General features: G+C 62.8%; 26 protein-coding genes. 14 read left to right on the top strand and 12 right to left on the bottom strand.

Features of this window, described 5'->3' with window-relative positions; translation table 11 throughout:
- Positions 1–17 precede the first annotated feature (17 nt).
- The gene (locus AC1RHV_RS13125) at positions 18–503 is read left to right on the top strand and encodes a hypothetical protein (protein ID WP_346544514.1); all 486 of its coding nucleotides are present in this window, start codon (positions 18–20) and stop codon (positions 501–503) included.
- A gap of 23 nt (positions 504–526) precedes the next feature.
- Here the strand turns inward: AC1RHV_RS13125 and AC1RHV_RS13120 are convergent, their stop codons facing one another.
- Together AC1RHV_RS13120 and AC1RHV_RS13115 are read right to left on the bottom strand one after the other, a co-directional pair.
- Positions 527–841 (bottom strand): YdcA family protein, encoded by a 315-nt coding sequence (locus tag AC1RHV_RS13120; protein WP_492301757.1) that lies wholly within the window; start codon positions 839–841, stop codon positions 527–529.
- Positions 842–891: 50 nt separating this feature from the next.
- Complete coding sequence (locus tag AC1RHV_RS13115; RefSeq protein WP_251878450.1) at positions 892–1,365, bottom strand: DUF2846 domain-containing protein; 474 nt, start codon at positions 1,363–1,365, stop codon at positions 892–894.
- Between the two features lie 198 nt (positions 1,366–1,563).
- Here AC1RHV_RS13115 and AC1RHV_RS13110 point away from each other — a divergent pair, with 198 nt between their 5' ends.
- Complete coding sequence (locus tag AC1RHV_RS13110) at positions 1,564–2,274, top strand: hypothetical protein (RefSeq protein ID WP_492301008.1); 711 nt, start codon at positions 1,564–1,566, stop codon at positions 2,272–2,274.
- A 29-nt stretch (positions 2,275–2,303) separates the two neighbouring features.
- On the opposite strand, the gene AC1RHV_RS13105 is transcribed toward AC1RHV_RS13110, so the two are convergent.
- From AC1RHV_RS13105 to AC1RHV_RS13095, 3 genes are all read right to left on the bottom strand, one after another.
- Positions 2,304–2,699, bottom strand: coding sequence for a YkvA family protein (locus AC1RHV_RS13105; protein ID WP_460360515.1), 396 nt, complete (start codon positions 2,697–2,699; stop codon positions 2,304–2,306).
- Between the two features lie 81 nt (positions 2,700–2,780).
- Positions 2,781–3,278: a hypothetical protein gene (locus AC1RHV_RS13100; RefSeq protein ID WP_492301006.1), complete on the bottom strand. Its 498-nt coding sequence runs from the start codon at positions 3,276–3,278 to the stop codon at positions 2,781–2,783.
- Between the two features lie 6 nt (positions 3,279–3,284).
- A complete protein-coding gene (locus tag AC1RHV_RS13095) occupies positions 3,285–3,947 on the bottom strand; it encodes a hypothetical protein (protein WP_119449821.1) in 663 nt (220 codons plus the stop codon).
- 222 nt (positions 3,948–4,169) lie between these two features.
- On the opposite strand from AC1RHV_RS13095, the gene AC1RHV_RS13090 reads away from it, so the two are divergent.
- The 6 genes from AC1RHV_RS13090 (at position 4,170) to AC1RHV_RS13065 (ending at position 9,701) form a co-directional block, all read left to right on the top strand.
- Positions 4,170–4,670, top strand: a complete 501-nt coding sequence (locus AC1RHV_RS13090; RefSeq protein ID WP_492301004.1) for a sigma-70 family RNA polymerase sigma factor — start codon at positions 4,170–4,172, stop codon at positions 4,668–4,670.
- Positions 4,667–5,611, top strand: a complete 945-nt coding sequence (locus tag AC1RHV_RS13085) for a FecR family protein (protein ID WP_492301002.1) — start codon at positions 4,667–4,669, stop codon at positions 5,609–5,611. Before AC1RHV_RS13090 ends, AC1RHV_RS13085 begins: the two co-directional genes overlap by 4 nt.
- Positions 5,612–5,694: 83 nt before the next feature.
- On the top strand, positions 5,695–8,058 hold the full coding sequence (locus tag AC1RHV_RS13080) for a TonB-dependent siderophore receptor (protein ID WP_492301001.1): 2,364 nt from the start codon (positions 5,695–5,697) through the stop codon (positions 8,056–8,058).
- A 157-nt stretch (positions 8,059–8,215) separates the two neighbouring features.
- Complete coding sequence (locus AC1RHV_RS13075) at positions 8,216–8,752, top strand: DUF4189 domain-containing protein (protein WP_119449818.1); 537 nt, start codon at positions 8,216–8,218, stop codon at positions 8,750–8,752.
- Positions 8,753–8,888: 136 nt separating this feature from the next.
- Complete coding sequence (locus AC1RHV_RS13070) at positions 8,889–9,263, top strand: glutaredoxin family protein (protein ID WP_192353680.1); 375 nt, start codon at positions 8,889–8,891, stop codon at positions 9,261–9,263.
- Between the two features lie 15 nt (positions 9,264–9,278).
- Positions 9,279–9,701, top strand: coding sequence for a hypothetical protein (locus AC1RHV_RS13065; protein WP_175163048.1), 423 nt, complete (start codon positions 9,279–9,281; stop codon positions 9,699–9,701).
- Between the two features lie 11 nt (positions 9,702–9,712).
- On the opposite strand, the gene AC1RHV_RS13060 is transcribed toward AC1RHV_RS13065, so the two are convergent.
- Positions 9,713–10,585: an alpha/beta fold hydrolase gene (locus AC1RHV_RS13060; protein ID WP_492300999.1), complete on the bottom strand. Its 873-nt coding sequence runs from the start codon at positions 10,583–10,585 to the stop codon at positions 9,713–9,715.
- A 270-nt stretch (positions 10,586–10,855) separates the two neighbouring features.
- On the opposite strand from AC1RHV_RS13060, the gene AC1RHV_RS13055 reads away from it, so the two are divergent.
- Entirely contained in the window at positions 10,856–11,413 is a 558-nt protein-coding gene (locus tag AC1RHV_RS13055) for a sugar O-acetyltransferase (protein WP_492300998.1), read from the top strand.
- A gap of 41 nt (positions 11,414–11,454) precedes the next feature.
- Here the strand turns inward: AC1RHV_RS13055 and AC1RHV_RS13050 are convergent, their stop codons facing one another.
- Both AC1RHV_RS13050 and AC1RHV_RS13045 read right to left on the bottom strand, forming a co-directional pair.
- A complete protein-coding gene (locus AC1RHV_RS13050; RefSeq protein WP_192353677.1) occupies positions 11,455–11,787 on the bottom strand; it encodes a hypothetical protein in 333 nt (110 codons plus the stop codon).
- Between the two features lie 458 nt (positions 11,788–12,245).
- A complete protein-coding gene (locus tag AC1RHV_RS13045) occupies positions 12,246–16,022 on the bottom strand; it encodes a hypothetical protein (protein ID WP_492300996.1) in 3,777 nt (1,258 codons plus the stop codon).
- 1,154 nt (positions 16,023–17,176) lie between these two features.
- Here AC1RHV_RS13045 and AC1RHV_RS13040 point away from each other — a divergent pair.
- Positions 17,177–18,544, top strand: coding sequence for a Fic family protein (locus AC1RHV_RS13040; protein ID WP_492300994.1), 1,368 nt, complete (start codon positions 17,177–17,179; stop codon positions 18,542–18,544).
- Between the two features lie 88 nt (positions 18,545–18,632).
- On the opposite strand, the gene AC1RHV_RS13035 is transcribed toward AC1RHV_RS13040, so the two are convergent.
- Both AC1RHV_RS13035 and AC1RHV_RS13030 read right to left on the bottom strand, forming a co-directional pair.
- Positions 18,633–18,962 (bottom strand): YegP family protein, encoded by a 330-nt coding sequence (locus AC1RHV_RS13035; RefSeq protein WP_088143618.1) that lies wholly within the window; start codon positions 18,960–18,962, stop codon positions 18,633–18,635.
- A gap of 161 nt (positions 18,963–19,123) precedes the next feature.
- Entirely contained in the window at positions 19,124–20,317 is a 1,194-nt protein-coding gene (locus AC1RHV_RS13030) for an acetylornithine transaminase (protein ID WP_492300992.1), read from the bottom strand.
- A 210-nt stretch (positions 20,318–20,527) separates the two neighbouring features.
- Here AC1RHV_RS13030 and AC1RHV_RS13025 point away from each other — a divergent pair, with 210 nt between their 5' ends.
- On the top strand, positions 20,528–21,493 hold the full coding sequence (locus AC1RHV_RS13025; protein ID WP_492300991.1) for a Bug family tripartite tricarboxylate transporter substrate binding protein: 966 nt from the start codon (positions 20,528–20,530) through the stop codon (positions 21,491–21,493).
- 87 nt (positions 21,494–21,580) lie between these two features.
- Here AC1RHV_RS13025 and AC1RHV_RS13020 read toward each other — a convergent pair whose 3' ends face one another.
- The gene (locus tag AC1RHV_RS13020; protein WP_054455691.1) at positions 21,581–21,832 is read right to left on the bottom strand and encodes a hypothetical protein; all 252 of its coding nucleotides are present in this window, start codon (positions 21,830–21,832) and stop codon (positions 21,581–21,583) included.
- Between the two features lie 154 nt (positions 21,833–21,986).
- Here AC1RHV_RS13020 and AC1RHV_RS13015 point away from each other — a divergent pair, with 154 nt between their 5' ends.
- The 3 genes from AC1RHV_RS13015 to AC1RHV_RS13005 all read left to right on the top strand — a co-directional run bounded on the left by AC1RHV_RS13015 (position 21,987) and on the right by AC1RHV_RS13005 (position 24,039).
- The gene (locus AC1RHV_RS13015; protein ID WP_492300989.1) at positions 21,987–23,528 is read left to right on the top strand and encodes a helix-turn-helix transcriptional regulator; all 1,542 of its coding nucleotides are present in this window, start codon (positions 21,987–21,989) and stop codon (positions 23,526–23,528) included.
- 140 nt (positions 23,529–23,668) lie between these two features.
- The gene (locus AC1RHV_RS13010; RefSeq protein ID WP_013390838.1) at positions 23,669–23,854 is read left to right on the top strand and encodes a CsbD family protein; all 186 of its coding nucleotides are present in this window, start codon (positions 23,669–23,671) and stop codon (positions 23,852–23,854) included.
- Positions 23,855–23,910: 56 nt separating this feature from the next.
- A complete protein-coding gene (locus AC1RHV_RS13005; RefSeq protein ID WP_013390837.1) occupies positions 23,911–24,039 on the top strand; it encodes an entericidin A/B family lipoprotein in 129 nt (42 codons plus the stop codon).
- Positions 24,040–24,115: 76 nt separating this feature from the next.
- Here AC1RHV_RS13005 and AC1RHV_RS13000 read toward each other — a convergent pair whose 3' ends face one another.
- Complete coding sequence (locus AC1RHV_RS13000; protein WP_492300987.1) at positions 24,116–25,495, bottom strand: DUF6630 family protein; 1,380 nt, start codon at positions 25,493–25,495, stop codon at positions 24,116–24,118.
- Position 25,496: the final 1 nt, after the last annotated feature.

Below are 25,496 nucleotides of genomic sequence, written 5' to 3'. Positions count from 1 at the left end.
CCCCCTCGCTGCCCATCATGTCTTTCCAGACGATTCCTGCAGAACCTTACGCACCGCGCCGCATGGCGTTCATCGAACAATGGCGCGAAGACGGCCTGGCCATCAAGGCCTACGCGATACAACGCAATCCCGATCCAGCCGTTGCGCTGCTGTCCGCTGAAGTGGCCGCAGCCGCTCGCAAGACCGCAATGGCGGCGTTGCAAGACGCCGCCAGCGATCCGCGCGCCACGGGCTTGGGCTTCTGCATCGTGCACGTGGGCGAAGAAGCGGTCTGGCTGCTGGCTGACTGGTGGATATCCGGCGGCATCCTGTGCCAACAGATGTACTCCGCGCCGCTGGATCGGCCCGAACAGTTTCAACCCGTGCAGGGACCGTTCATTGCCTGCGTGTGGGAGCTGGAAGTGACCGCGCATGAGCGCGGCGCGTGGATGAGGCATGCGCTGCGAGAGACGCCGGATATCAACGCGTATTTGGCGGACGTGCTGCCTGCGGGCAGCTATTGAGACTGCCTCAAGCAGCGCGGCGCTTACTTCCTGAGATAGGACTTCTTTCCGCTATCGGTGTAGCAGAACGTTCCGCCCCGCGGCCCGGTGCAGTATTGGCCATCACGGCAGCTGCATGCGCCATTCGAGCCGGAAGCCGAGGGCTTGGAAACAAGTGGCTGTGCGCTGGAATCCGGACTTGAGCGCACGCGCTTGGATGCGCTGATCGAACCGTCGCGGCACAAAAACTGTTCTCCGACGCAACGCTCCACGCCACCCTTCTTTCCTGAGCAAGGATAGTTCGCCGAATGGGCCGTCGCGGCAAACAGCAGGGCCGCCAACAACAGACCAAGACGCATCGTCATTTCCATTGCAAGTAGGCAAGAACAGCGGCGGGAGCGGACTGCGATCAGCCCGTGCAACGGCCTTCGGCCGCCAGGTTCACTTCGGACTTGGAGATCACCCGCTGACCTTCCTCTTCCGTAACTTGCTCCACGCCGGCGCCGCCCACGAATACGCCCATCTTGATGAATTGGCGCACGAAGTAATTCTTGCCCGCCTCCATCATCACCATCAGGTCGTTCGGCGAAAACTCCGATTCGGTGGAGACTTTGTGCTGCTCGTTGCCGGCGACCTGCGTGTAGAAGAACACGCGGTCGGCGGTTTCACCCAGGCACTTGCCGTTGACGTACACGTCCTTCTTCAGCGCCTTGCCCACGAAGCTATCCCGGTAGACATACAGGCCGGACTTTCCTTCGTCCGGCGCCGGGAACGATTTGGCCTGCTTGTTTTGTTCCGCTGGCGCCATCGGCACATTGGCGCAACCCGCGATCGTCATTACGCAAGCGGCAGCGGCCGCCAACTTCAACATCTTTTTATTCATGTGATTCATCTTCTTCAGCTTAGTTATCTGCCGCTTCCTGCCCTCCGCAGGGGAACGGGTAAATGTATCCAAGAGATTCTAATAATGTCACATGAATACCAAATAAGCTATCTGACAGTAGGAAATAATGCTGTTCCGGGATTAGAAATGGCAGACTATGACTCCCCGGCGACATCGCAGCCTGACATCTCCTCGTCCATGAACAAAACCGAAGGCGCTACCTTCCTGATGGCGTATGACAAGGGCGGCTCGCACTTCAGCGATCTGCACTTCCACGACTGCACCTTCGACAACGGCGCCCTTTCCATGGTCAAGACCCCACAGCGCATGTCGCGCGTGCAGAACGTGCGCGTTTCCAAATGCCGCGCCGTCAACTCGATGATCCACCCCTGCATGTTTGAAGACGTGCTGATCGAGGACTTGTCCACCAACCCCATCCTGCTGGTGTGGGCCTCGTTCTTTCGCCGGGTCAAACTGGTGGGCAAGATCGGCAAGCTCAATCTCAACCTGACGCCCACCGCGTTCTGCAAGGACGAGCGCATCCTCGATCAGTTTGCAACCGCGCGCGCCGCCTTCTACGCCGAGACGGATTGGGCCTTGGATATCAGCGAAGCCAAGCTGCTGGGCCTGCGCTGCGAAGGCGTGCCGCTGCACCTGATCCGGCGCGATCCGCAGACGCAGGTCATCGTGGACAAGCAGGGGAATTATTCGGGGCACGAGGCGCTGGGAGCGGATTTCGTCCAAGCGTTTCCGGGCATCGCCAGCACGCTGCATAGCTTTGATAGCTCGCCCATCCAGTCCATGCTGCTGACCGCCTCGCTGGCCGCGCCCAAGGCGCGACGGGAGGAGGAAAAGGGCGCGATCGCGGAACTCAGGACCTTAGGGTTCGTGGAAGAAGGTTCGGCGTAGTTCTGCGCGCAAGCCCGCCGGTGTGGGCGCTACCGAAAATACGGCGCAAGCCAGAACCACGCCGCAAGACTTATCCCCAGCCATAGCGCCACGATCATCACCGCGCCCGCCAGGCTGCGCGGCTTCTCCCTTTGCGACTGCATCCAGGCGTCCGCCTGGCCTCTGCATTCCTGCAACACATCGGGTGGCAGCAGCTTGATAGCCAGCCAGATCAGGCCGGGCAACAGCAGCACGTCATCGACGTAACCCAGCACGGGGATGAAGTCGGGAATCAGGTCGATGGGACTGAGCGCGTACGCCACCACGAACAGGCCCAGCGCCTTGGCGTACCAGGGCGTGCGGGCGTGCTTGCCGGCAAACCATAGCGTCAGGCCGTCGCGCTTGATGCGCTTGGCCCAGGCTTTCAGGCGATCGCTGAGGGTCATGCGAGGGAGCGGGGTCTCGTGCCGAATAGCCGTGAATGGCCGTAGTCTGACACAGCTTTTCCGCTCCGGTGACGGGACAAGTCAGGGCTTGCGGTCGATGACAATCCGATCGCCATCTCGGCTGCACGTCAAGGTATCCCGATACGCCGTGCACAGCTTGTCCACCAGCGCGGACCAGCAGGCGCCGCTGACCGGTTGAGAGATCACCACGGTCTCGGCTCCTCCCTTCAACAGGATATCGGCGCTGGAGTTCCGGCGTAACCCTTCGGCGATGGAACCGAGTGTGCGAGGCGCCCCTGAGAATTCTTCCGCGTTGGCGGGGAACCTGTTGTTCAACTGCCAGTAAAGCCCTCCAACCAAGGCGATGGAGAGAAGTATCAAGAACACGCCGGCAGGCCCTTTCAAACCATATTTGTCGATGGTCGTTTCCACCTCATGCTTGGTGTTTGGCGTAGGGGAGGGTCTGGGTCGAAGCAACAAGTAGATCCCCAGCACGAACAAGATCAGGGCCACCACGACGGCAACAAGCAGCACGGCCCAATCCAATCCGGGAAGTTCGCGCATGCAGGTGAGATCCATGGCCGATCACCTCTTCGCATCAGAGAAGAAAAGCACCAGCAATTGCGACGCTTGCTTGTAGTCCATCAGCACATAGCCTCGCCCGATCTCAAACTGAAAGCCTTCCGTCCACGTCACCGAAAGCGGCGGCCTTTTTCCTTGGAATACTTCCGCTATGACGTTGCTGTATTTCCTGGAGAAAACAACGATCTCGTTGTCGATCTGTTTGACGGGCAACTCCGCGATGACGACGGCCTGTCGAAACAAGCTGCCTCGCGCCAGGACCGGCAGGGCGCTCTCGATAAAACCGCTCTCGCTCAAGGCCGACGTGTCTCCCGACTGCGCAAACGCCAGATAGCGGGGGAAGATCTGCGCCGCGGATTGCAGCTGCGCTTGGTACGCGTCCTGTCCAAGGATGGAAGTAAGAACCGCCGGATTGGCCCCGATACCCGAGAAACCGTATTCGCACTTGCGTCCGCCGGCGTAACGCTGGACGGTGCAGGTCCCGTTGACGCTATAGGCCTCGTATTGCCCGGATGAGAAGCGGCATTCGCAGTATTTCGCTGGCGCCAGCGGCGTTGGAACCGGGGCGCTCTGCCCAGTGCCTTGTGCTTGAGCAGTGGCGCCCAGCGCCATGAACAAGGCCCCGGTGGCGGCCAAAGCGTGCTGGATGAATCGAGAGTGTGGCATGGGTACACCTCGCTTTATTCAACCACCTGAACGGGATAGTGAAGCTTGCCGCACATTTAATAACGATCCCGCGCGGTCTGAACGAGGATTAATCCATCAGGAGAGATCCAAAAGGGGCTCTGCCGGTGGAGCGGGTGACGATGAAGTCTCCATCCCCTTTGGCTTTCCAGAACCCATCATGCCATAATTGATAACGATTCCCATTTATTCACAGCACAAGCCGTGGACTCAACGCGTGACACCTGCTTTTCCACCATCTACAAGAGCGACCATCCCTGGCTGGAGCGCCGCCTCCAGAACGGCCTGCGCAATCGCGAGGATGCCGAGGATGTCGCAGGCGAGACCTTCACCCAGTTGCTCTGCCTTCCTGCGCTGGAGCAATTGAATGAACCCCGCGCGATGCTCATCACCATCGCGCGGCGCATCACATGGCGGCTGTGGCGCCGGCGTGAACTCGAGCAAGCGTGGCTGGAGATGCTGCGCCTGCAGCCGGAACCCCTGGATCCCTCGGCCGAAGAGCGGGTACAGACCCTGCAGTCCTTGCAGGCGCTCGACACGGCGCTGGACGGTCTTTCTTCCAAGGCCAGGATGGCTTTTCTCTACAGCCAGCTCGACGGCATGACGCATGTGGAAATCGCCGCAAGGCTGAAGGTTTCTCCCACCATGGTCCGCAAATACATCGTCCAGGCCCTGCGCCGTTGCTGCGAGGTGTTTGGCGTATGACGCCCTTGGACATGCGCAGCCGCGAGGCGGCCATCGAATGGCAGGTCTGTCTGTCCAGCGGCCAGGCCAGCGATGCCGACCGCAAGGCTTTCGATCGGTGGTTGGCGGAAAGCCCGAGCCACGGCGCGGCCTGGCAGCGGCTGAACTCGGCATTGGACGGCACGCTGCATCGCCTGCGGCCCGGACTGCTTGCCGACGGCAACCCGCTGCGGCGTTCGCTGGTCGGGCCGCAACTCGCGCAGCGCCGCAGGCTGGGCAAGCTCGTCCTGGCGGGCGGGACCGTGCTGCTCGGCGCCGGTGTCGCGGACCGCTATGTGCCGCTGCGGCATCTGGCGGCGGGCTATGTGACCCGCACCGGTGAACGCCGGCGCGTGGCCTTGCCTGACGGCAACATGATGGAACTGGACGCGCGCAGCGCCGCAACGCTGGACGGACAGCACGGCGTACACGTGTCTTCTGGTGCCGCCATCTTTGAGGTGGCGGCAGGCCAGGGGCTGCAAGTACGTCTGCCCCATGGCGAAGTCCGCCTCGCCCAAGGCCGCGCCATGGTGCGCTGCGCGTCCCAACGCAGCTTCTGCCTGGCCCTGAGCGGAACGGCCGAGGTCTCCACACTTGCCGGTATCCGACGGCACTTGGCGCCCGGTCAGAGCGTCTGGTTCGACGCGCAGCAGATCGATGCGGTGCAGGACAACCAGGAGTACGCCGCCGCCTGGAGCAACGGCGAGCTTGAAGTCCATGACGAACCCCTGCAGACCGTGGTCGATGCCCTGGCCCGATATCGGCCAGGTTGGCTGCGAGCCTCACCCCAGGCGTCCCGCCTGCGCGTCACCGGCCTGTTCCCGCTGGACGATAGCGACCGCGCCCTGGCGGCGCTCAGGCATACCCTGCCCATCCGGCTGCAACGGCTGGGCAGTTGGTACGTCATGATCGATCTCGCCTGAAAATTTTTTCTGCGCCAGGTGTTTTTTTGCCGGCGCCGATGCACATACATGGAACGCGTGCTCACGCATCCACGGAGTGTTCCATGCTTTCCCTCAGGTTTCCGGCTGCCTGCGTCATCGCAGCCGCCGCCAGCACCGCCCATGCCCAGGCGCTGCGCCAGTATGATTTGCCCGCGGGCCAGCTGGATGTCGCGCTGACACAGATCGCGCGCATCGCGGGCGCGGTCATCTCGTTTCGCGCCGAACTGGTAGCAGGCAAATCCGCGCCGGCCATCTCCGGCCGGTTGACCGTCGACGAAGCCACCGCACGCGCGCTGACCGGAAGCGGGCTGGAACTACGGCGCACACCGGACGGCAGCCTGACCGTGGCGCCATCAGGCACCACGACGCTCTCGCCGGTGACGGTCGAGGCGGCCACGCTGGGCGTGACCGAGGGCACGCATTCATACACCACGCCGGTGATGGCCACGGCCACCAAATTCGAGCTTTCGCCGCGCGAGACGCCGCAATCGGTCAGCGTGGTGACCCGCCAGCAGATCGAGGACCGAGGCTTCCAGTCCCTGGACGATGTGGCCCGCGACACCACCGGCCTGACCACGCGCCAGATTGGCGGCGGCGAGCGCACGCAGTTCTTCTCACGCGGATTCGAAATCAGTTCGTTCCTGGCCGACGGCGTGCCGCTGGCCTACGACTACGACACCCAGGGCGTGGCGACGCTGGCCATGTACGATCACATCGAAGTGCTGCGCGGCGCGGCCGGCATGATGACCGGTGCAGGCAATCCCTCGGGCACCATCAACCTGGTGCGCAAGCGCGCGACAGCGGTGCCGCAGTTTTCGGTGACCGCCAGCGCCGGCAGCTGGGACAACTATCGCGGCGAAGTCGACGGGTCGAGCGCATTGAACGAAAGCGGCACCCTGCGCGCACGCGGCGTCGTGGCCTATCAGGACTCGGATACCTTCAAGAAAGCCTACGAGCATCAGCGCCAGCTCTATTACGGCACCATCGAAGCCGACCTCACGGCAAACACCACGCTCAGCATCGGCGGCTACTACAACCGCGAAGACAACCCCGGCGCGGATTGGAACGGCCTGCCGACCCGCCGCGATGGCAGCTTCTACGACTTCAAGCGGTCGACCCGTCTTTCACCGGATTGGGCCTATTGGAACAAGGAAAACACCAGCTTCTTCGCCGAACTCGATCATCGCTTCGACAACGGCTGGTCCGGCAAGCTGACTGCCCGCACGCTGCGCGCCAGGATGAACATGCTGGGCAGCTACCTCTATCCCCTGGAGAACTCGACGTTCTTCGGACAAGGCTTGGGCCAGTACAACTACGACAAGACCCAGTACAGCGTCGACGGCTACCTGAGCGGCCCGTTCACGCTGCTGGGGCGCACGCATGAACTGGTGCTGGGCGGCAGCTTCATGAAGAACAAGGACGACGACGGTCCTGGCGGATGGCCGCTAGGCTATGACATGACGGTCGATCCCGAACACTGGGACTCCAGCGCCGTCGAAAAGCCCGCATTCGTCTACCCCTGGTCGCGCAAAGGATTCCAGCGTCAGATGAGCGGCTATGCCACTACCCGCCTGAGCCTCGCGGACCCGCTGACGCTGATGCTGGGCGCCAGGCTGGACTGGTATGAATACGACATGACGCTGAAGTCCGGCGACTACGTCAGCCCGCCCGCGGCCTACAAGGTCAACCACGAACTGACACCGTACGCGGGCCTGATCTACGACCTGGACCGCCACCATTCCGTCTACACCAGCTGGACCAGCGTTTTCCAGCCGCAAAACTACCAATCAGCCAGCGGCGCACCGCTGGATCCCGTCATCGGCACCAATCTGGAAGCAGGGATCAAGGGCGAGTACTTCGACGGCCGCCTCAACGCCAGCGCGGCGGTATTCCAGATCCGCCAACGCAACCGTCCGGTCGCCCTGACCACGTCCGCGTGCGGCCCAGGGGTGATCGAATGCTATGCGCCATCCGGCAAGGTGGAAAGCCGAGGCGTCGAATTCGAAGTGGCAGGCGCAATCACGCCGGGCTGGCAGGTGTCCGCCGGCTATACCTACAACCAATCCAAGTATCTGGAGGATTCGGGCAACCTCCGGGCTGGCGCAGCGTATGACACGCAAACCCCGCGCCATCTGTTCAAGCTCTCGACCATGTACACCTTGCCTGGCTCCTTGAATGCCTGGCGCGTGGGCGGGGCGATGCGCGTGCAAAGCGCGATCAGCTTGCCCGCCTACAACGTGCGCCAACCCGGCTACAGCATATGGGATGCCGTGGTGGCTTATCGGGCCAGCCCGAATCTGGATCTGCGGCTGAACGTCTACAACCTGTTCGACAAGTACTACTACCAAGCGATTGGCAGCAACCAGGACAACAACCACTTCGGCGCGCCGCGGTCGTTTTTGTTGACGGCGAAGTACACGTTTTAAGCTTGGGGCGTGGCTGGGAGAATCGTTCGTAGAAAGAATTTCGGACTACACTTTCCGGGGCAATTTCACAGCCTGACACCTTGCCTCGGACTCTCTGCCTGCCCGGCCTTGACCCACGGCATCCGGCTTGAAGAACACGACAACTGCGAGACGACACATGCGTGCTTTAAAAGCGGCTTTCCTGCTGGCGATACTGTACCTCGGCGTCGCTGTCTCGGCGCAGGCCGAACAAGGTTGCCCGGACGGCTTTATGCCCAACGCCGCCGGCACGCCGGGCCAGCAGTGCGTGCCGATCCCAGGCCTGTCGCGGCCACAAGGCGGCACCGGCGCGCAAACCGCGCCTGACCAACCGCGCTGGACCACCCGCTGGGGCGCAATCGCATACGACCCGCCCTCGGGCTCCGTCGGCATCGCCGCCGACAAGACCAGCAAGGTCAAGGCCGAACAGGCCGCGCTGGAGCATTGCGCGTCCAAGGGCGGCAAGGGTTGCAAGACCAACATCACCTACTACAACCAATGCGTGGCGGTGGTGTACGGCCCTTCCCCCAAAGGCGAGGGCGTCTTGATGAATTCCGCCAGCGCCGAGACCAAGGAACAGGCAGAAGCATTGGGCATGGAAACCTGCAATAAAGCCACGCAGACCTCCTGCAAGACCTTCTATACGGGCTGCAGCTACCCGGTGCGGTTTCAATAACGCGCGGGCTTCAACTACCGACCCATGACGTGACACGGGATGACCACGGGCCTGCGCAGCTGACGGCACTCGCGATACTGAAACACGCCGCACAGAGTAGACTGGCCGCCTGTCCATCTATATCGAGTCCTACTCCATGCTAGTCAAAGCCCTACGTGTCGGCCTGGGTCAAATCATCGTGCTGGGCGACGCGCTCACACGCCCACGCCCGCAACAGCGCTCCGTGCAAGGCCAGGCCACGGTCAACACCGAAGCGGCCAAGCTGTCGCTCTACCAATTCCACGCCTGCCCGTTCTGCGTGAAGACGCGGCGCGCCATCCACAAGCTCAACGCGCCCATCGCGCTGCGCGACGCCAAGGGCGATCCCGAAGCGCGCGCGCAACTGCAGGCAGGCGGCGGCAAAGTGAAGGTGCCGTGCCTGCGCATCGACGACGCCGCGGGCACGCGCTGGATGTACGAGTCCAGCGACATCATCGCCTACCTTGAACAACGCTTCGCCAACGTGGCCTGACAGGGGTTCATGGGCATGATGCGCCTGGCTCGCCTGTTCCTCATCGCCTTGGCCACCGCGAGCGCGCTGGCCGGCTGTGATGCCGCGCTGGAGCCCGCGCCGCCCGGGTCGAAACTCAACGCTGAAGCCATCGCCACGCGCGACACGCCTCCGGAGCATCAGTTCAAGGGCGTGCTGGCCGGGAAGCCCGTGCATCTGCTGATGCATAAATGCAAGGTGTACATGGTCGAGCCGGCCGAAGGTGAAAACCTGAAGTGGACGCTGGTGCTGGAAGGCGACCTGTATCCGCTGCCGACCAGCTGCATCCGTCAATCGCTGACCGAGAGCAAGGGCGTGGTGACCGCGTTCATCGGGCGGCAGGCGTTTGGGGCGGGCGGGTGTTGCACGGGGACGCCGGAGTATCGGTCCAGGGATGGGGTGAATTGGAAGCCGCGCTGACCGCAGCGATATCAGGCCGCCAGCACCCTTTGCAGAAATCCCCGCATCAACGCAGCCACCTCGTCCAGATGCGTCTCCAACAACCAATGGCCGCCACCTTCCAATAGGTGCAGTTCAGCATCCGGCAAATCCCGCAGATAGGCACGGGCGGAAGCTTCCGGCATGTAGTGATCCTGCGGCCCCCAGACAATCAGCGTAGCCGGCTGGTGATCCCTTAGATACCGCCGGTGCTCCGCAAACCACGCGCGGTTTTGCTTCAGGCCCGCAATCAAATCGATAGCGACCTCCTTGCGGCGCGGCGTCATCAGCGACCAATGCAGTTTCCATAGATCCGGCGAAATGCGGTCGACAACTTCCGGCCCGACATGGTTCAGGAATTCCTCCTGGAAGCTTGCTTCAGTAATGCTGTCGCCTATGGCGTGGCGCATCTCCGCGGGCGACAACGCCCAGGTGGCTTCGATGTCCGCATATTTGGGCCCTAAGGCATCCTCGTAGGGAACGTCGCCATTCTGGATGATCAGCGCCGTCACCCGATGAGGCGCACGGATCGCCAGCCGCGCCCCGATGGGCGAGCCGAAGTCGTGCAGGTAGAGCGCATAGCGGTCCAGGCCCAGCGCCAGGGCAAAGCGATCCAGAAAGGCCGCATAGCCGTCGAAGCTGTAATCGAAGTCCTCGGGCGTGGCGCTGTAGCCGGCGCCGGGATAGTCGGGCGCGATCAGGCGCCAGCGATCGGCCAGGCGAGGCATCAGGTTGCGGAACTCGTAGGAAGAACAGGGGTAGCCGTGAGGCAGCAGGAGGGCAGGCGCGTCGGAAGGGCCCGCGATGCGGTAGAAGGTGTCGATGTTGTCGACGGGGATGCGGCGGTGCTCGACAGGGGCGGTCATGGGAGGCTCCTTGGGTTGCGGACGACGGGTGGGTGTAGATGGCCGTCAGTCGTCAGCAACCACAGTGCCTGGGCATGGTTCGCCCCAGGGGGAATGTCCCGAGGCAAACGCGTCCGGCCCTGCGCGTGACGCCGTAAGCGCCTCTGCCCAATCTTGGTTTTCCGGATTATGGGAAAGTCGTCGGGAATGAAGGCGTCAGGCTACGATTTCACAACATACGGTTGACCAGCCAATCGTCCGCTACGCCGTACCCCAAAAGGAAAGCCGCAGATGGCAAATGACGACCGCACTCTGATCATTCCCAGAAGAACGCCCGAATCAGCGGCCATGACGGCCAACATCAAACGCGCGATGACGATCACCGCCGCCCTCAACCGCCTGACCTTCAACGACACCGCCGAAGTCCGCGCCTTGTTCAGTGAATTGATCGGCAAGACGGTCGATGAGAGCTTTCTGTTGATACCGCCGTTCTATACGACCGGCGGCCCCGACATCAGCCTCGGGCGCAACGTCTTCGTCAATCAGAACTGCACTTTCTATGACCTGGGCGGGCTGAGCATTGCCGATGATGTGATGATTGGGCCGAACGTCAGCCTCATTACGTCTGGCCATCCGATCGAACCTTCGCGGCGTCGCGACTTCGTCACTGCGAAGCCCATTGTGATCGAGAGGAATGTCTGGATCGCGGCGGGTGCGACCGTTATTGGTGGCGTGACTGTGGGCGAGAACTCGGTGGTCGCGGCGGGCTCGGTGGTCACCAAGGACGTGCCCGCGAACACGCTGGTGGGCGGGAATCCGGCCAGGGTGATTCGGTCGATTGCTGAATAGGGCGGGCGCTCGAGCGCCGCGCCTCTGGTTGCTTAGTTTGGCTACTGGATCGACGACGGTGCGCCGTGCGTGATGTCGCCGAGATCCGCTTCCACCTCGCAAAAGCGTGCCTGCGCCAGCATGGTATCGGTCAAGGTGCCCAGGTGATCGCACAAGCCTTCCACTCCACCCATCAACGCCGCCACCGTCCAGGCGTCCAATGGCTGCCCGCCGGTTGCGTCGGGTTCGGATGCGCTGTTGCCGACCATGCGAGCGATGGCCTCGATGGCGTGGCGGGCGCGGTCTATGTGGTGGAGATGGGAGAGGGGGACTGGGCCGAGTTCGGGGTCGGATTCGACGGACCAGGGGTTTTGGGTGAGGGGGTGGGATTGCATGGACTTCCTCCGACGATATGGGAAATCCCGCTGCCCCACTTCCAAATGAGGCGGGCGGGCACAGGACAAGGTTGGAAGACCGGATCGTCGGAACCGGCGTGCGGCTAGCGCACCCCTGCCAAGGCCCGCCCATTGGGACGTGCGAAGGCGTGCGGACGTGAAATCCGCACCGACGAATTTACCGGCTTCCATTCCGGGCTACCGTTGGTGGCGGTAGAGGGAGGAGTATACGGGAGGAGGTCTGATGCTATCCGCAGGGTGAATGACAATTTCGCCACCGACTACTCACACGTCCGCTTTCGACCCTAAGCAGCCGTTCGGCAGCGGTGTGCCAAAACCGGCCATTCGCCCAGCGCGAAGCCGTCGGGCAGAAATGCAAAGGGCGGCGGGTCCGGCCTAAGACTACGCGAGAGCCGCGATCGGCGTCAGAGCCCCGCTGGGGATGCTCGGATCAGCAGCTATTCGAAACTCTGCTCGCCTTCCCGATCGCGCTTGCTCTCATGTTCGATCCAGCGTTCCAGTTCGGGCAGCATGTCGGTGACCCATTGCCGAACCTCGCCTCCGACATTGTCACCCAGCGTTGTGATAGCTGCGCGACGCCGAACCATGATATCGGCGAGCGAGCCACTCCAGCTGCGCGGATGCAGCCGCGACCAGATATCACCGAGAAACGCCCGCTTGTCTCGCGCGTGGCCCAATATTTCCAGGAAAAGCGTGGAGACACCATTCTCCTCTTCGCCCGGCCGCCGCTTGAACATGGAGATGCTTTTGCCAAGCAGCGGATAGCGCCGATCCGGATCGATATTCGCCCACTGAACAAGGGTCTCGGCGCCGACATCTTCCACCGGCGTGCCAGACCCGAAGTCCCCCTCAAACAGTCCCCGATTCCTCGGCCGGAGCTCAGGAAGCAGGAATTCGTCGAGAGCGATGAGGGGATGCGTTTCGAAGAGCGCCTTCAAGACATAACCAAGATCGTAGGACGAGAGATAGACGGTCTCCAGCCCGGCCCGGACCCGCGCGCAGATCTCGCGCAGCGTCGCCGCACCATCAGGTCCGGCGCAGCAGACCCGAATGACGGTATGCAGCCCGAAATCGCGAAGCGACTGCTTCTTCCCGAAGTCGGCGCGCAGCAGCAGCTCACGGCCGACGGCAATCAAGGATGGAGCGCGTTGTCGGCCCTCCTCCCGATCGCGGTAGAAGTGCATGTGAAGGATATCGAGCGCGATCTCCACGCCGTCGGCGAGACTGGCGATGTCGGTGAGCAGCGGACCAAGCGCGTCGGGTGGAGACTCGCCGACGCTGCCATTGGCGATGCTGTGAAAAGTCCGCGCCGACAGGACGCCACGTTCAATCGCACGCCGAAGCCGCGCAATGCCCTGGGTATCGATAGCAACACGCGCCTGAAGATAGGGCAAGCTCGCGGCGAGATCGGGATTCTCGATCACATCCTCCAGCGCGGTGTCGGCGAAGGCCGAATCTCTGGCGTGTGCGCCATGGATGAACCCGCCCAGCACCGTCGCATTCCGGCTGTCCACATCGGCGGCAGAAAAGAGGCCCAGCAGTTCCCGCCACATCGCATCAAGATCGGCGGCGCCATCCGACAGGCCGATGCCGCACTCGTAGGCGCGCTGCGGATGTTGTTCGACGAGCAGTTCGGCGATGAAGGCAGCGCGCGTCTCCGGGTCGTGCGCGAGCGCGGTTCCGATCTCCTTCGCGAGCTGGGAGGCGCGCTCATACGGCTTCATGACATCGCCGTCGTCGGCATCACCGTCAGCGACATCCCAACCGAAACTTCTGCGCCCCAGTACCACCGCACGGGCCTGATGGAGAAGGTCGGTGGGTTTCAGGCGGTCGATGAGCGCGGTGAGACGCGCGCGCACCTCATCAGGCATAGCGTCGCCCTCGAAACGCTGCGCTGTGCGGAAGCCGATCCACCCCTCGATCCAGGGCCGCTCGGAAGAGAAGTGGGTCGCTGCCCGTTCGAGCGCATCGTGACAGGCGCCGAAATGCCACAGCTCCCTTACGCTATGGGCAAGGTGGTCCCGGGCGTTTTTGATGATTGGCGAAAGCTCGACCGCCAAGTCGACCGCGCCGTTGTACCAGGCCCAGATGTCGCCATAGGTCGGCGGGTGCCAGCCATAGTCGCGTGACCGGGCGCCGAAGTCGAAGTCGCTGGATGAACTGAAATAGTGCGCCTTCAGCAGCGCATCGAGGGCGACGCCGGCGCAGCGCATCAAAGCCGGATCACCAGATTGCGCGAACCGGCGCACAAGCGATCGCCGCTGGTCCGGCAAAGCCTTGGTGCCGGACAGGTGCAGGTGAAACAGCTCGGCGAACATGTCCGATGCCGAGTTGTTGTTGTGATTGGGCGGTTCGGCGGAAAGGAACCGGGCAAGCAATGTCGCCGCGCGGTCGAATAGCGGTGGATCGTAAGCGAGGCGCTTGATCAACCGTATCCACTGCCATCGGTCGCTCGACTGCGGATCGAGTATCTCGGCGCCGCGCGGCCCGGCCACGTCTCGCTCGATCCTTGCGAGCACGGCATCGGGCGCGACCGGAGCGATATTCGTGATGATCTGGAGACCGTCTTCGCCCAACGCCGTGAGATCGCCAAGAAGACCGTCGGCACCGAGCCAGCGCTCGACCGCGGCCCGTGCCTCGGCGCTGTCGTGCAGATAGCCGAGGCGGCGCGAAAGGGACTTCTGCATCCGCGCCGTGAGCGACGCGCAGAAGCGATCGAAATCGGCCGGGGGCATGCGTTCGAGGGCGAACCCGGCGAGCGGGTTGGCGACCGCGTGCGGCAGGATCGCGCGCCACCGTCCGCGCAACTGCGCGATCCCGCGCTGACGAAGCGTGTTCAGCGCCGCATATATCGTCGCCACGGAAGCGCCGCGAATAGCAGCAACCCGCGCAAGTTCGCCGCTTTCCGACGTGTCTTCGCCATCGATCGAATAGAGCAGTGCAAGGTCTTCGGCGGCGGAAAGGAGATCCCGGTCGGGCTCGTTGCGCTGGTGAAAAATCCGCTCGAAGAGGTCACGGCTCTTGAGCTTTCCCAGGGTCTCGCCTTTCCCGAGGGTTTCGGCGAGGGCGCGCGCCGCGCGGAAATTGCCGTCGCTGAACTCCGATATCGTGCGCCGGTCCACCTGCGTCACATTGGGGAAGGTCTTTTCCAGCCACAGTTCCACCATTTCGGGCGATGCTGATTGCAGGCGAAAGACCTCGGTACGCTCGGGCTCATCGTCGCGAACATCATATTCGACCGTGAGGAGGCTGACCTGGCTCCCCGCTTCCGAACAGATGCGGGCAAGTTCGCTGTGCGTCGCCGGATTGCAGTTATCGACGATCAGGATCGCACGTTGCCGTGCGATAACTAGCTGGCGCGCCATGTCCCGGGCGGTCGGGTCAGTCTCGACCGAATAGTCGGTATAAACGGCAAGCCCCGGGTCCAGCGGCGCCTCGCCGACACCATCCTCGAACAGTGCCTGCACGAGACGAGTCTTTCCGAGACCGGACAAGCCGATCAACCGGATACATTGGCGAGCTTTGTTCAGAGAGACGCGAAGCCGGGCGATACCCTCGCCGATGGTGAGTTGCTCGCGGTCGCTCGTTCGCTCATCAGTTAGGCAAGCCTTGTCATTGAAGAGATAGGGCGTCTCCTCGCTCACGCCGACGCCGCACCAATCGCCGATGCTGCTCCAGCCCGACATACCGATGCCGAGCCGCATGCGGACCCAGGCGGCAATCCCGGGATAGTGATTGACCCATGTAGCCAGCCGGTCGCGATCGTAGAAGTCGCTATGCAACTGCCCGGCCTCAGGCAGATCGTCGAGCTGCGCCCGGATCGCATCGCGACGATCGCTCAGCGGCTTGTCTGCGACCGACCCTTGCGCGCTGACGATGATGTAGGCGCCCGAGCGAGCGGCGAGTTCGGCGATGACCGGCCGTAGTACGCCGCCAGGACGCATCTCATCGCGGATTGCGCTCGCCGGCATGTCGGGCTTCTTTACCTGAAATCCTGTGTGCTGGCTCGGCACGAAATCCGGCATCAGCAGTGCGGACGGGCACTCGACCCGGACATCAAGCCCGCCATCGGCCGCATCCTGATTGCCGCCAGCGGTCACCGACGAACTGGGGCAACCCTGCGCCCGCAATTCTGCCAAAGCGAGACGTGCGACGAGTGTCCGCAGATCGGCGTCATTGAGGTCGGCGACTTGTGCGCCAGTAATTTCGAACATCGTTCTCCCCCCCCTTTTCATCAAGTATAGGAGAGCATGCGGGAGAACAAAGAGCGGTCAAGCGATAGTTGGTCCGCCACGGCCACGACGAACTGCCAGTTGTGCCATCGCCACGCATGATGCCTGCGACTGGCTTGCTGAGCTGGCGCTCCAGCGCCGGTGGCCACGGCACGAGCGCGAACTCGCGCGATCCGGCGGAGAGGCTGTTGGGTCGCCATCTGCGCGATTTCTTCTAGGTGCGGAGCACCTGAATCGTCTCGAGATGCTTTAGCGCCGCGCTATCTAGTCCGTTCGTGAAGAAAAAGCGTTTGCCTTTCACGTCGCCGAAGAACTTCTTGAACCGATTGACGGTGACGTCGGCATCGGCGCCGCCAGTGGTGCTGCCTATGCTATTTCCTCGAGAATGATCGGCGGCCTCGAAAGGGCCAGCCTGAACGAATGTCCATTCAGCACGATTTGCGGCTCAGAAGCAGCTAGTGTGGTTCCAGCCCAGTTTTTGCCTTTTCCCGTAGGTCGCCTTGGTGATAGCCGAATGTCAGCTGTTGGCCGAAAGCTGTCATTAGCGATCGCTGACGTGTCTCGTAGGCTCCGGCCAAAAACTTACTGAATTCGTGGAGATCTCCTAGCGAGCGCCATTAAGGCAGACAGGCCGTTAATAGTGATCTCAGACTGCAATTTCGATTTTTCACATCGTGATCGAGAGGGATGTCTGAATCCCGGCGGGTTCGGTTGTCACCAAGGATGTGCCAGCGAACACGCTGGTGGGCGAAAATCCGGCCAGGGTGACTCGAAATAATGGTGTCAGACTACAATTTTCCGCCGGCTCGCTGAATGCTTGGCCCATCGGCGGAGCGATGCGCGCATAGCACTCGCTTTCCCGCATACAACGTGCTCCGCCCCGGCTACAGCCGTTGGGACGCCGTGGTGGCTATCGGACCAGCCTCACCTCGGATAACAACCACTTCGGAATGCCGCAATCATCTCTGTTGGCGGCAAAGTACTCGTTTTGGCGTTGATGCGTGAGTGACGAAATCGCGGCAATCAATTTCCTCGGACGGACGCATTGGAAATCAGCTCAAAATCAGACCAAATCAGCTCATTTCTTGAGCTGATTACTGCTAAATTGAGCTGATTCAGCATCTTCAGCTCTTGCCATGACCGTCCGCGAAGACATTCTTCAGTTTCTGCGCGCCCAGCAGCGCGAGAACCTGCCCTGGGTGAGTTCCAGCGAACTGGCCTACCGAACCGGCGTCAGTTGGTCCACGGTGAAGCGCCAATTGGAAAATCTGCGCAAAGCCGGCGCGATACTGCGCGAGGGGCAGGGCCGGGCAACTCGCTATCGGATTGCGGACGAAACACCCGCATCGACACTCCCAACGACCATTGCCACGCGGCTGTCGGAGCCGACCTCCGAGGCCGTCGGGATGATCTGGTCTGAGCGTGGTCAAGCCCTGCTGGCCCGGCTTCGGCAGCCGTTGTCGGCGCGTGCACCTGTGGGATACGAACGCGCCTTCGTGGAAAGCTATGTGCCAAACCAGAGCTCCCTGTTGCCGCCTTCGTTAGCTCAAGACCTGGCCGACGAAGGCCGCATGCCAGGTCAGTCGCCTGCCGGGACTTACGCGCGTCGCGTACTGGAGCCGCTGCTGCTCGACCTGTCCTGGTCATCCTCTCGACTGGAAGGCAACCGGTATTCCCTGTTGGCCACGCAGGAACTCTTCAAGCACGGAATGGCCGGGGAAGATCTGGATGCAGTGATGCTGCTCAACCATAAGAGGGCCATCGAGTTCCTGGTCGATGCGGTGCCCGCACATGGCCTGACGTCCGCCGTGATCGGCAATCTTCACGCGATCCTGCTGGAGGAACTATTGGCCAATGCCGACGGCCTGGGCCGCATCCGTCAGATCGTGGTCAACATCGGGGACACGACTTACGTGCCGCTCCAGGCGCCCTTGTTGCTGCAAGAAATGTTCGACCAGATTGTGGAGAAAGCTCGGCTTATCAAGAACCCGGTCGAAGCGGCATTCTTTCTGTGGGTGAATCTTGCCTATTTGCAGCCGTTCGAAGACGGCAACAAGCGGACCAGCCGCCTGGCGGCCAACATTCCGCTGATGCTTTACAACTGCGCGCCGCTGTCCTTCCTGGACGTAGAGATACAGGACTACGTCTACGCCATGTTGGGAGTCTATGAATACGGCGACGTGACGCTTGCGGCGGAGTTGTTCGCCTGGGCCTATCGGCGCTCGATCCGCAAGTACGCCGTGCATCTCAACGCTGCGGGCGTGCCGGATCCAGTGCGCTTTCGATTCCGGGGAAAACTGAACGAGGCGATTGGCCGGGTACTACGTGAGCAGCAAACGGCCGAGGCCGCGACGGCGACGCTGGGCTTGTCCGAAGACAATGTCCAGTTATTCCGCCCGATACTGGCGCAGGAACTGCGCATACTGGACGTGTACAACTGCGCTCGCTATCGCTTGTCGATGGACCTAGTCCAACAGTGGGTCGAGGCCGGGCGGCCGCACTGATGTAAACCAGCGGAACAAGAGCCGCAAACATTGCGGCTCTCTAGTCCCGACACCGATAGATGTGAATCAGGGCTTACACCCCAACCACTCAGGTATTGTCTTTCACCACAGTGCTTGGCCCATTGGTCTTCACAGACGCAATCCCGGCATCCCGAGCCGCGGCGCTCGAATACATTTCACTGCGTCCAATGGACTGCCCATTCGCCGCGCTCAATGAGAAATAGGGCGAACCGTTGGTGGCCGTCTTGCGCTGATAGCGCTCATCGATCGGCGAATTCTGTCGAACGGACGCAATTCCATCCTGAGCGCTGGCTTTGGTGGTGTACCGCTCGCTCGTCAAAATAACTTCATGATTCCCAGCTTTCAGATTGAACATGTACTGATCGCCGCTGCGCTTCAACTCGTAGTAACCGCTCATGGAAACCTCCAATATCTGGCTAGTTCAACAATGGGTCGATACTGCGATGTACACACATGAATGCCGGTTGATGATAGTCCACGTCCTGCGTTCATGGACATACCAAAGAAAAGGGCCGCTAATCGCGGCCCTCATCGTCACTGCTTAACGTATCGCTTCAATTACGCCTTACGCACCTGAGCAATCAATCCATCCAACTGCGCCAGCATCGTATCGATCTCCTCCGCCGTCACATTCAACGCCGGCATGAACCGCAGCAGATTCCCACGCGGCGCATTCAGCAACAGGCCATTAGGCGCCAGATTACGCGCAGCTTCAACGATGGCAGGACCATCATCACGGTCCATCACCAGCGCACGCAGCAGCCCCATCCCACGCTCGCCCTTCATGCCCCACTTGGCCGACAGAGCCAGCAGGCCTTCGGACAGTTGCTTGGCGCGAGCATTGACCGACTCCATGAACCCCGGCGCAGCCAGAGCATCAAACACAGCAACGCCAACAGCAGCCATCAACGGATTGCCGTTGTACGTACCACCCTGGTCACCATGCGAGAACACGCAAACTTCCTGGCGAGCCAGCAGCGCAGCCAGCGGCACACCACCGCCAATACCCTTGGCCAGCGTCATGATGTCCGGCACAACATCCGATTGATGGTACGCAAACATGGTGCCCGTACGCCCCATGCCCGTCTGCACTTCATCAACGATGAACAGCAGCTTGTGCTCGTCGGCCAGCTTGCGCAGGCCTTGCATGAATTCCTTGCTGGCGGGGATGACGCCGGCTTCGCCCTGGACGGGTTCGAGCATGATGGCGACGGTCTGGTCGTCGATCAGCTTGCGCACGGATTCCAGGTCGTTGATTTCGGCCTTGGGGAAGCCTTCGACCTGCGGGGCAAACATCTTGTCCCAGCCCGGCTTGCCGGACGCGGACATGGTGGCCAGCGTGCGGCCGTGGAAGCCGTGGTTCATGGTGATGATCTTGTAGGCGCCGTTCTTGTTCACCTGGCCCCATTTGCGCGCCAGCTTGATGGCGCCTTCGTTGGCTTCGCCGCCGCTGTTGGCGAAGAAGACGCGGTCGAAGACCGAGGCGCCGGTCAGGCGCTCAGCCAGTTCGATGGAGGGCAGGTTGTAGAACGCCGGCGAGGGGTTCATCAGCAGCTTGGACTGGTCCAGCAGGGCCTTCTGCATTTCCGGGGCGCAGTGGCCCAGGGTGTTGACGGCCCAGCCCTGGACGAAGTCCAGGTATCGCTTGCCCGCGTGATCCTCCAGCCAGGATCCCTGGCCGCGCACGAACACGAGGTCCGGGCGGGAGGTGATCTCCATGAGGGCGTTGGTCTTGAACTGGCTGAATTCCATGGCGGTTCCTGCGGAATGAGAGAACAGGGATTAAAAGTGATTGGACGATGCCAATAGGCGAATTTAGCACCGACGGGGGGATGCTATTGTGACGTACCCCCAGCCGATCCGCCCCGGGCCGCCTCAAAAGGGCAGACAACGCGGGCGCTCTATTTTATGCAACAGGCGCGACCCCGCGCGCAGCCCTTTGTCGCTTTTTACTGACCAATCATGAAACGTATTCTTTCCAGTCTTGCCGCCGGCCTGGCGCTGGCGACGGCCGCGGCGACCGCGCATGCCGATTATCCCGAGCGCCCCATCCGCCTGATCGTGCCGTTCCCGCCCGGGCAGGCGACCGACATCTTTGCGCGCGCGCTGGCCGAAAAACTGGGCGCGGCCGTGAAGCAGCCCATCGTGGTGGAGAACCGCGCGGGCGCGGGCAGCAATATCGGGATGGAGCAGGCGGCGCGCGCGACGCCGGACGGCTACACGCTGGTGATCGCGGGCTCTGCCGCGGCGGTGAACCAGACGCTGTACAAGACCATCAATTACAGCCTGACCAAGGATTTCGCGCCGGTGTCGGGGGTTTTCTCGGTGCCGCTGATGTTCCTGGCGACGCCGGCTTCGGGCATTACCTCGCTCAAGCAGCTGGTGACGCAGGCGCGCGCCAATCCGGGCGAGCTGGCCTATGCCAGCGCGGGCATCGGCGGCACGCAGCATTTGTCGGCCGAGATGTTCAAGGCGGCGGCGAACATCGACATCCGCCACATTCCCTACAAGGGCAGCGGCCCGGCGCAGGCGGATTTCCTGGGGCATCAGGTGCCGTTGATGGTGGACTCGGTGACTGCCGGCCTGCCGCATGTGCAGAGCAAGAAGGCGGTGGCGCTGGCGGTAACGACGGCCAAGCGGTTGCCGCAGCTGCCGGACGTGCCGACCGTGGCGGAATCGGGTTATCCGGGTTTCGAGGCCATCGGCTGGGCGGCGGTGCTGGCGCCGCGCGATACGCCCGCCGAGGTGACGGGCTATCTGAGCAAGCAGATCGGCCAGGTGCTGAACTCCCCGGACATGCAGAAGTTCTTCCGCGACCGCGGTGCAGAGCCGATGCCGCTGACGCCTGACGCGACCGGCACTTTCGTTGCCGGCGAAGTGAAGAAGTGGGGCGAGGCGGTGAAGCAGTCAGGCGCTCAGGTCGACTGACGGACGCGCAAGACGTCATGACCCCAGCAAACCGCCCCGCATCGCCGGGGCGGTTTGCATGAGGGGCTGAGGTAAAGCTATGGCGGCTTAGGCCGGATCACCCGGCTGGCCCGGCCGTCCGGGCTCGCCAGGCTGCCTGGGCTTTTCTGCGGGCTGTCCGGGGTTGCCGGGCACTTCCGGCGGCATGCGGCCCGGATCAGTATCATCGGGGCCGGGCTGGCCCGGCACTTGGCCGGGAGCCTGCTTTTCGGGCGCGTCGCCCGGCTCCTGTCCGGGACGCTGGGACGGATCGATGCCGGTCTGGTTGGCGGGATCGCCGGGCTTCTGGTTCGTGTTCATGGATGTCTCCTGAAGATTCACGTGTAGCGCTCACGCGCAGCGGCACGCGTATCGTGCAAGTCCACGATAGAAGCCAGGTTCGCGCTCGCCCAGATCACGCAGGACGACTTTATCTAGTACTTTCTTCTTATCTCTTGCTCAACCAGGAGCCGGAATGAAGAAGACTGCCACGGCGTTCACCACGGAGCGCCGCCATCTGCTGGAAATCATCGACGGCCTGATCGAAGGCATCATCCTGCTGGACCAGGACCGGCGCATCGTCTGGGCCAACGACACTGCGTTGGCCATGCATGGCGTGACGGATCTGGCCGCGCTGGGCGGCACCGCCGCCGGCTACCGCAAGGCGTTTGCGCTGCGCTACCGCAATCACCGCGCGCTGCGCGCGGCGCAGTATCCGCTGGACCGCGCGCTGGCGGGCGAGACCTACAAGGACGTGGTGGTGGAAGTGACCAGCCGCCGCGATCCGGACTTCAGCCGCATGCATCAGGTACGAAATCTGGAGCTGCGCGATGCGCAGGGCGCGGCCGAAGGCATGGTGCTGGTGCTGCTGGACGTGACCGAGCAATACAGCGCGGAAGAGCGTTTCGAACGCACCTTCAACGCCAACCCCGCGCCGGCCGTGATCTGCTCGCTGGCGGATCTGCGGCACATCAAGGTCAATGACGGTTTTCTGGCGATGACGGGCTACACGCGCGAACAGGTGCTGGGCAAGACGCTGCGCCAGCTGGACGTGCTGGGCGATACGCCGCAACGCGAGGATGCGCTGCACCGGCTGGCGGAAGGCACGACCATTCCGCAGACGGAAACCATCATCGCGGTGCAGGGCGGCGGCAGCAAGCTGGTGATCGTGGCGGGCCAGCCCATCGAAGTCGCGGAGCAGCCCTGCATGCTGTTCACCTTCAACGACCTGGAGCCGCGCCGCAAGGCCGAGACGGCGCTGCGGGATAGCGAACAGCGCTTCGCCACGGCGTTCCGGCTGGCGCCCGTGCCCATGACGCTGAGCACAACGGAAGGCAAGCTGCTGGAGGTCAACGATGCCTTCGTCGCGACCACCGGCTACGACGCCAGGACCTTGGCGCGCGACGAGGATGCGCTGGCGCAACTATGGACGGACCCGCAGGCCTATGACCGCGCCATGGCCTCGCTTGAGCAGGGCGCCAGCGTGCGCAGCCAGGAAATGGCGCTGCGCACGCGCGACGGCGCATTGCTGGACTGCCTGGTGTCGGCCGCGCCGGTGTCGATCCAGGACCAGCCCTGCGTGCTGGCCGCGATCCAGGACATCACCGAGCGCAAGCGCAACGAGGTCGAGCTGATGGAGGCGATCGAGACGGTGATGCAGGACACCTCGTGGTTCAGCCGCACCGTCATCGAGAAACTGGCGCAGATCCGCACGCCCCAGGGCGCGCCGCAGGGGCAAGGCGAACTGGCCGACCTGACGCCGCGCGAACGCGAGATCCTGGGCCTGATGTGCCAGGGCCACACGGATCCGGAGATCGCGGCCAGCCTGCACTTGTCGCGCAACACGGTGCGCAATCATGTGGCGGCGCTATACAGCAAGCTGGACGTGCACCGGCGCAGCGCCGCCATCATCTGGGCGCGGCAGCGCGGCATCGTGGGATATGAAAAGCCGGCGCGCAAGCAGGCGCAGAAAGCGCCTGACAAGCAGGCTCAAAAACGGGTCCACAAGATTCGGTAGAAAAGTACCAGTCGATCTGATGCGCGCGCTTCTTACGCGCGTGCCATGCGCTTCCTATAGTGGGTTCGTCCGCAGCCGGAGCCAGGCTTCGCAGGCCTCTCCAGCGCGGTTTCACGCAACCTGGAATTAGGAGCGACAACATGGATAACGACCGCATCAAGGGCGCAGCCAAGGAAGTCAAAGGCTCGATCAAGGAAACGGCAGGCAAGCTGACCGGCAACCGCGAGACCGAAGCCGAAGGGAAAGCGGAGAAAACCGTGGGCAAGGTGCAGCGCAACGTGGGCGAAGCCAAGGATCAGGCACGAGACTTGCTGAACAAGAAATAGCGCGGCTGCCTGTCGGCATGACCCGCTACGCCCATGAACGCCGAAAGGAGAAAAAAATGACGCATCGAATCTGGCTTGCGCTGCTGCTGGCAATCACCGCCATCACGGCCGGTTGCAACACGATGGAAGGCGCCGGCAAGGACATCGAACGTGGCGGGGAGAAGATCCAGCAGAAAGCCCAGTAAGTCCTGAACCGGTAGCCTGCCTGGACGGCTGGCGCGCTGAAGGCGCGCCGGCCTTTTTGCGCTTATGCGTTGCGTCCTATGGCGCTTTTGCGTCCAGGCGGCCCAGCAGGGCGTCGAAACGGCCTAGCCGCGCGTAGCGCGTCTGACCGCCCGCCACGACCTCGCCGCCTGGCAGGCCGATCCATTGTTGTATCCCGCTATCCAGGTCCAGCGCGCCATGGCGGATTCGAAGCAACTGGCCCGACGCCGGATGCCAGAGCTGGCCCAGGTCCATGCTTCGATGCGGCGCATGCCAGTGGCCCAGCAATAGCCAGCCGCCCTGCAGCGCTTGCAGCGTCATGCCGCCGGAAGGCAAATGCCCCACTTCGTGTTGATGAACGGCGCCGGCATCCAGGCCTGCATGGCAAAGCATGTCATCCTCCAGCCACGCAATGGCACTGTCGCCCAAGGCCACGGGATGCGAGATGTCGCCCGACAATGGCACGGCATAAGAGAGCGGCAAGGGATGCAGCCGCCCTTCGCGAAACTCCAGCAGTTGGCCGCGGCACAGCACGCAGGTACGGCCGTCGGGCGTAAGAATGACGGCGGACCTGTCACTGACGGGACGGCGTTGCGCGGGCGCCGTGTGCAGCAGCGTCGGCTCCGCGGCGCAGTCCCCTTCCTGGCGCCCGTAGGCGGGATAAAGAAAGACCATGCCACGGTCCACCAGCAGCAGATCATCGCCCGCAAACCCCAGGCTGAATTCCGGCGTCCGGCGTTGCACTTGCGCGGCGCGTGGCGGCAGGGGCATGCCGGGCCGGTTTGAAGAAGGCAGCTCGACCTGGCCGGAATGCAGCAGACGCGCATAAGGCGTGCTGGACAGTCCGTCCGGACCCTGTTCGATCCAGGCATGTACGCCGCTGAGGCTTACGCAGGAGGCGAGCAGCCCGCGCCGCGCCGGAAACTTGCCGTCAATCGCGCGCAATGCCGGCCATGCACGCAGGTCGGTAAGCATCGGGCCTTCCCAGTCCTCCATTGCGGCGCAGGCCCATCCCGGAGCCACCGCTACGGCGTAGGGAATGTCCAGATAGTCCTCGGGGCCGCACAGCGGGCCCGAAGCCGGCTTGGGCAGGGCCGCCTGGACGCCAGCCGCGGCCCCTTCCTGGCGATGTGCAACGGCCTCCCAACCCCGCGCCTGTATGTGCGTCTTGAGATTGTCTGCCTCGGCCTGCGGCACGATCAGCAGACGAATCGCGTCATCCTCTTCGCGCTGCTCGATGAGCGCCAGCCCCAACGACTCCAGCTCCTGGCCCAGCGCCGGCAGGAAGTCGTCGGCCCGGTCGTCGCTCATGACGGACCGAAGCAGGTCCAGGCGCGCGGATGCAAGCGCCGGGTGGCGGGTCGAATAGATTTGCCTGAGCGTGTCCAGCACGTCGGACAGGGGAATCTTCCAATCGAAGGAGACGGGCTGCTGCATC

This window comes from Achromobacter sp. GW823-FHT04E03, from assembly GCF_058796095.1.
The sequence above is the reverse complement of the archived record's forward strand: the minus strand, read 5'-3'. Positions and strand labels throughout refer to the sequence as shown.

Excerpts from the sequence above, each read along its gene's own strand:
- AC1RHV_RS13030 (WP_492300992.1), bottom strand. The coding sequence starts at position 20,317 with ATGGAATTCAGCCAGTTCAAGACCAACGCCCTCATGGAGATCACCTCC.
- AC1RHV_RS13100 (WP_492301006.1), bottom strand. The coding sequence starts at position 3,278 with ATGGATCTCACCTGCATGCGCGAACTTCCCGGATTGGATTGGGCCGTG.
- AC1RHV_RS13080 (WP_492301001.1), top strand. The coding sequence starts at position 5,695 with ATGCTTTCCCTCAGGTTTCCGGCTGCCTGCGTCATCGCAGCCGCCGCC.
- AC1RHV_RS13035 (WP_088143618.1), bottom strand. The coding sequence starts at position 18,962 with ATGAGCGGTTACTACGAGTTGAAGCGCAGCGGCGATCAGTACATGTTC.
- AC1RHV_RS13060 (WP_492300999.1), bottom strand. The coding sequence starts at position 10,585 with ATGACCGCCCCTGTCGAGCACCGCCGCATCCCCGTCGACAACATCGAC.
- AC1RHV_RS13050 (WP_192353677.1), bottom strand. The coding sequence starts at position 11,787 with ATGCAATCCCACCCCCTCACCCAAAACCCCTGGTCCGTCGAATCCGAC.
- AC1RHV_RS13005 (WP_013390837.1), top strand. The coding sequence starts at position 23,911 with ATGACGCATCGAATCTGGCTTGCGCTGCTGCTGGCAATCACCGCCATC.
- AC1RHV_RS13125 (WP_346544514.1), top strand. The coding sequence starts at position 18 with ATGTCTTTCCAGACGATTCCTGCAGAACCTTACGCACCGCGCCGCATG.
- AC1RHV_RS13085 (WP_492301002.1), top strand. The coding sequence starts at position 4,667 with ATGACGCCCTTGGACATGCGCAGCCGCGAGGCGGCCATCGAATGGCAG.
- AC1RHV_RS13075 (WP_119449818.1), top strand. The coding sequence starts at position 8,216 with ATGCGTGCTTTAAAAGCGGCTTTCCTGCTGGCGATACTGTACCTCGGC.
- AC1RHV_RS13015 (WP_492300989.1), top strand. The coding sequence starts at position 21,987 with ATGAAGAAGACTGCCACGGCGTTCACCACGGAGCGCCGCCATCTGCTG.
- AC1RHV_RS13115 (WP_251878450.1), bottom strand. The coding sequence starts at position 1,365 with ATGAATAAAAAGATGTTGAAGTTGGCGGCCGCTGCCGCTTGCGTAATG.
- AC1RHV_RS13020 (WP_054455691.1), bottom strand. The coding sequence starts at position 21,832 with ATGAACACGAACCAGAAGCCCGGCGATCCCGCCAACCAGACCGGCATC.
- AC1RHV_RS13040 (WP_492300994.1), top strand. The coding sequence starts at position 17,177 with ATGACCGTCCGCGAAGACATTCTTCAGTTTCTGCGCGCCCAGCAGCGC.
- AC1RHV_RS13110 (WP_492301008.1), top strand. The coding sequence starts at position 1,564 with ATGAACAAAACCGAAGGCGCTACCTTCCTGATGGCGTATGACAAGGGC.
- AC1RHV_RS13105 (WP_460360515.1), bottom strand. The coding sequence starts at position 2,699 with ATGACCCTCAGCGATCGCCTGAAAGCCTGGGCCAAGCGCATCAAGCGC.
- AC1RHV_RS13055 (WP_492300998.1), top strand. The coding sequence starts at position 10,856 with ATGGCAAATGACGACCGCACTCTGATCATTCCCAGAAGAACGCCCGAA.
- AC1RHV_RS13010 (WP_013390838.1), top strand. The coding sequence starts at position 23,669 with ATGGATAACGACCGCATCAAGGGCGCAGCCAAGGAAGTCAAAGGCTCG.
- AC1RHV_RS13065 (WP_175163048.1), top strand. The coding sequence starts at position 9,279 with ATGATGCGCCTGGCTCGCCTGTTCCTCATCGCCTTGGCCACCGCGAGC.
- AC1RHV_RS13120 (WP_492301757.1), bottom strand. The coding sequence starts at position 841 with ATGCGTCTTGGTCTGTTGTTGGCGGCCCTGCTGTTTGCCGCGACGGCC.
- AC1RHV_RS13095 (WP_119449821.1), bottom strand. The coding sequence starts at position 3,947 with ATGCCACACTCTCGATTCATCCAGCACGCTTTGGCCGCCACCGGGGCC.
- AC1RHV_RS13070 (WP_192353680.1), top strand. The coding sequence starts at position 8,889 with ATGCTAGTCAAAGCCCTACGTGTCGGCCTGGGTCAAATCATCGTGCTG.
- AC1RHV_RS13045 (WP_492300996.1), bottom strand. The coding sequence starts at position 16,022 with ATGTTCGAAATTACTGGCGCACAAGTCGCCGACCTCAATGACGCCGAT.
- AC1RHV_RS13000 (WP_492300987.1), bottom strand. The coding sequence starts at position 25,495 with ATGCAGCAGCCCGTCTCCTTCGATTGGAAGATTCCCCTGTCCGACGTG.
- AC1RHV_RS13025 (WP_492300991.1), top strand. The coding sequence starts at position 20,528 with ATGAAACGTATTCTTTCCAGTCTTGCCGCCGGCCTGGCGCTGGCGACG.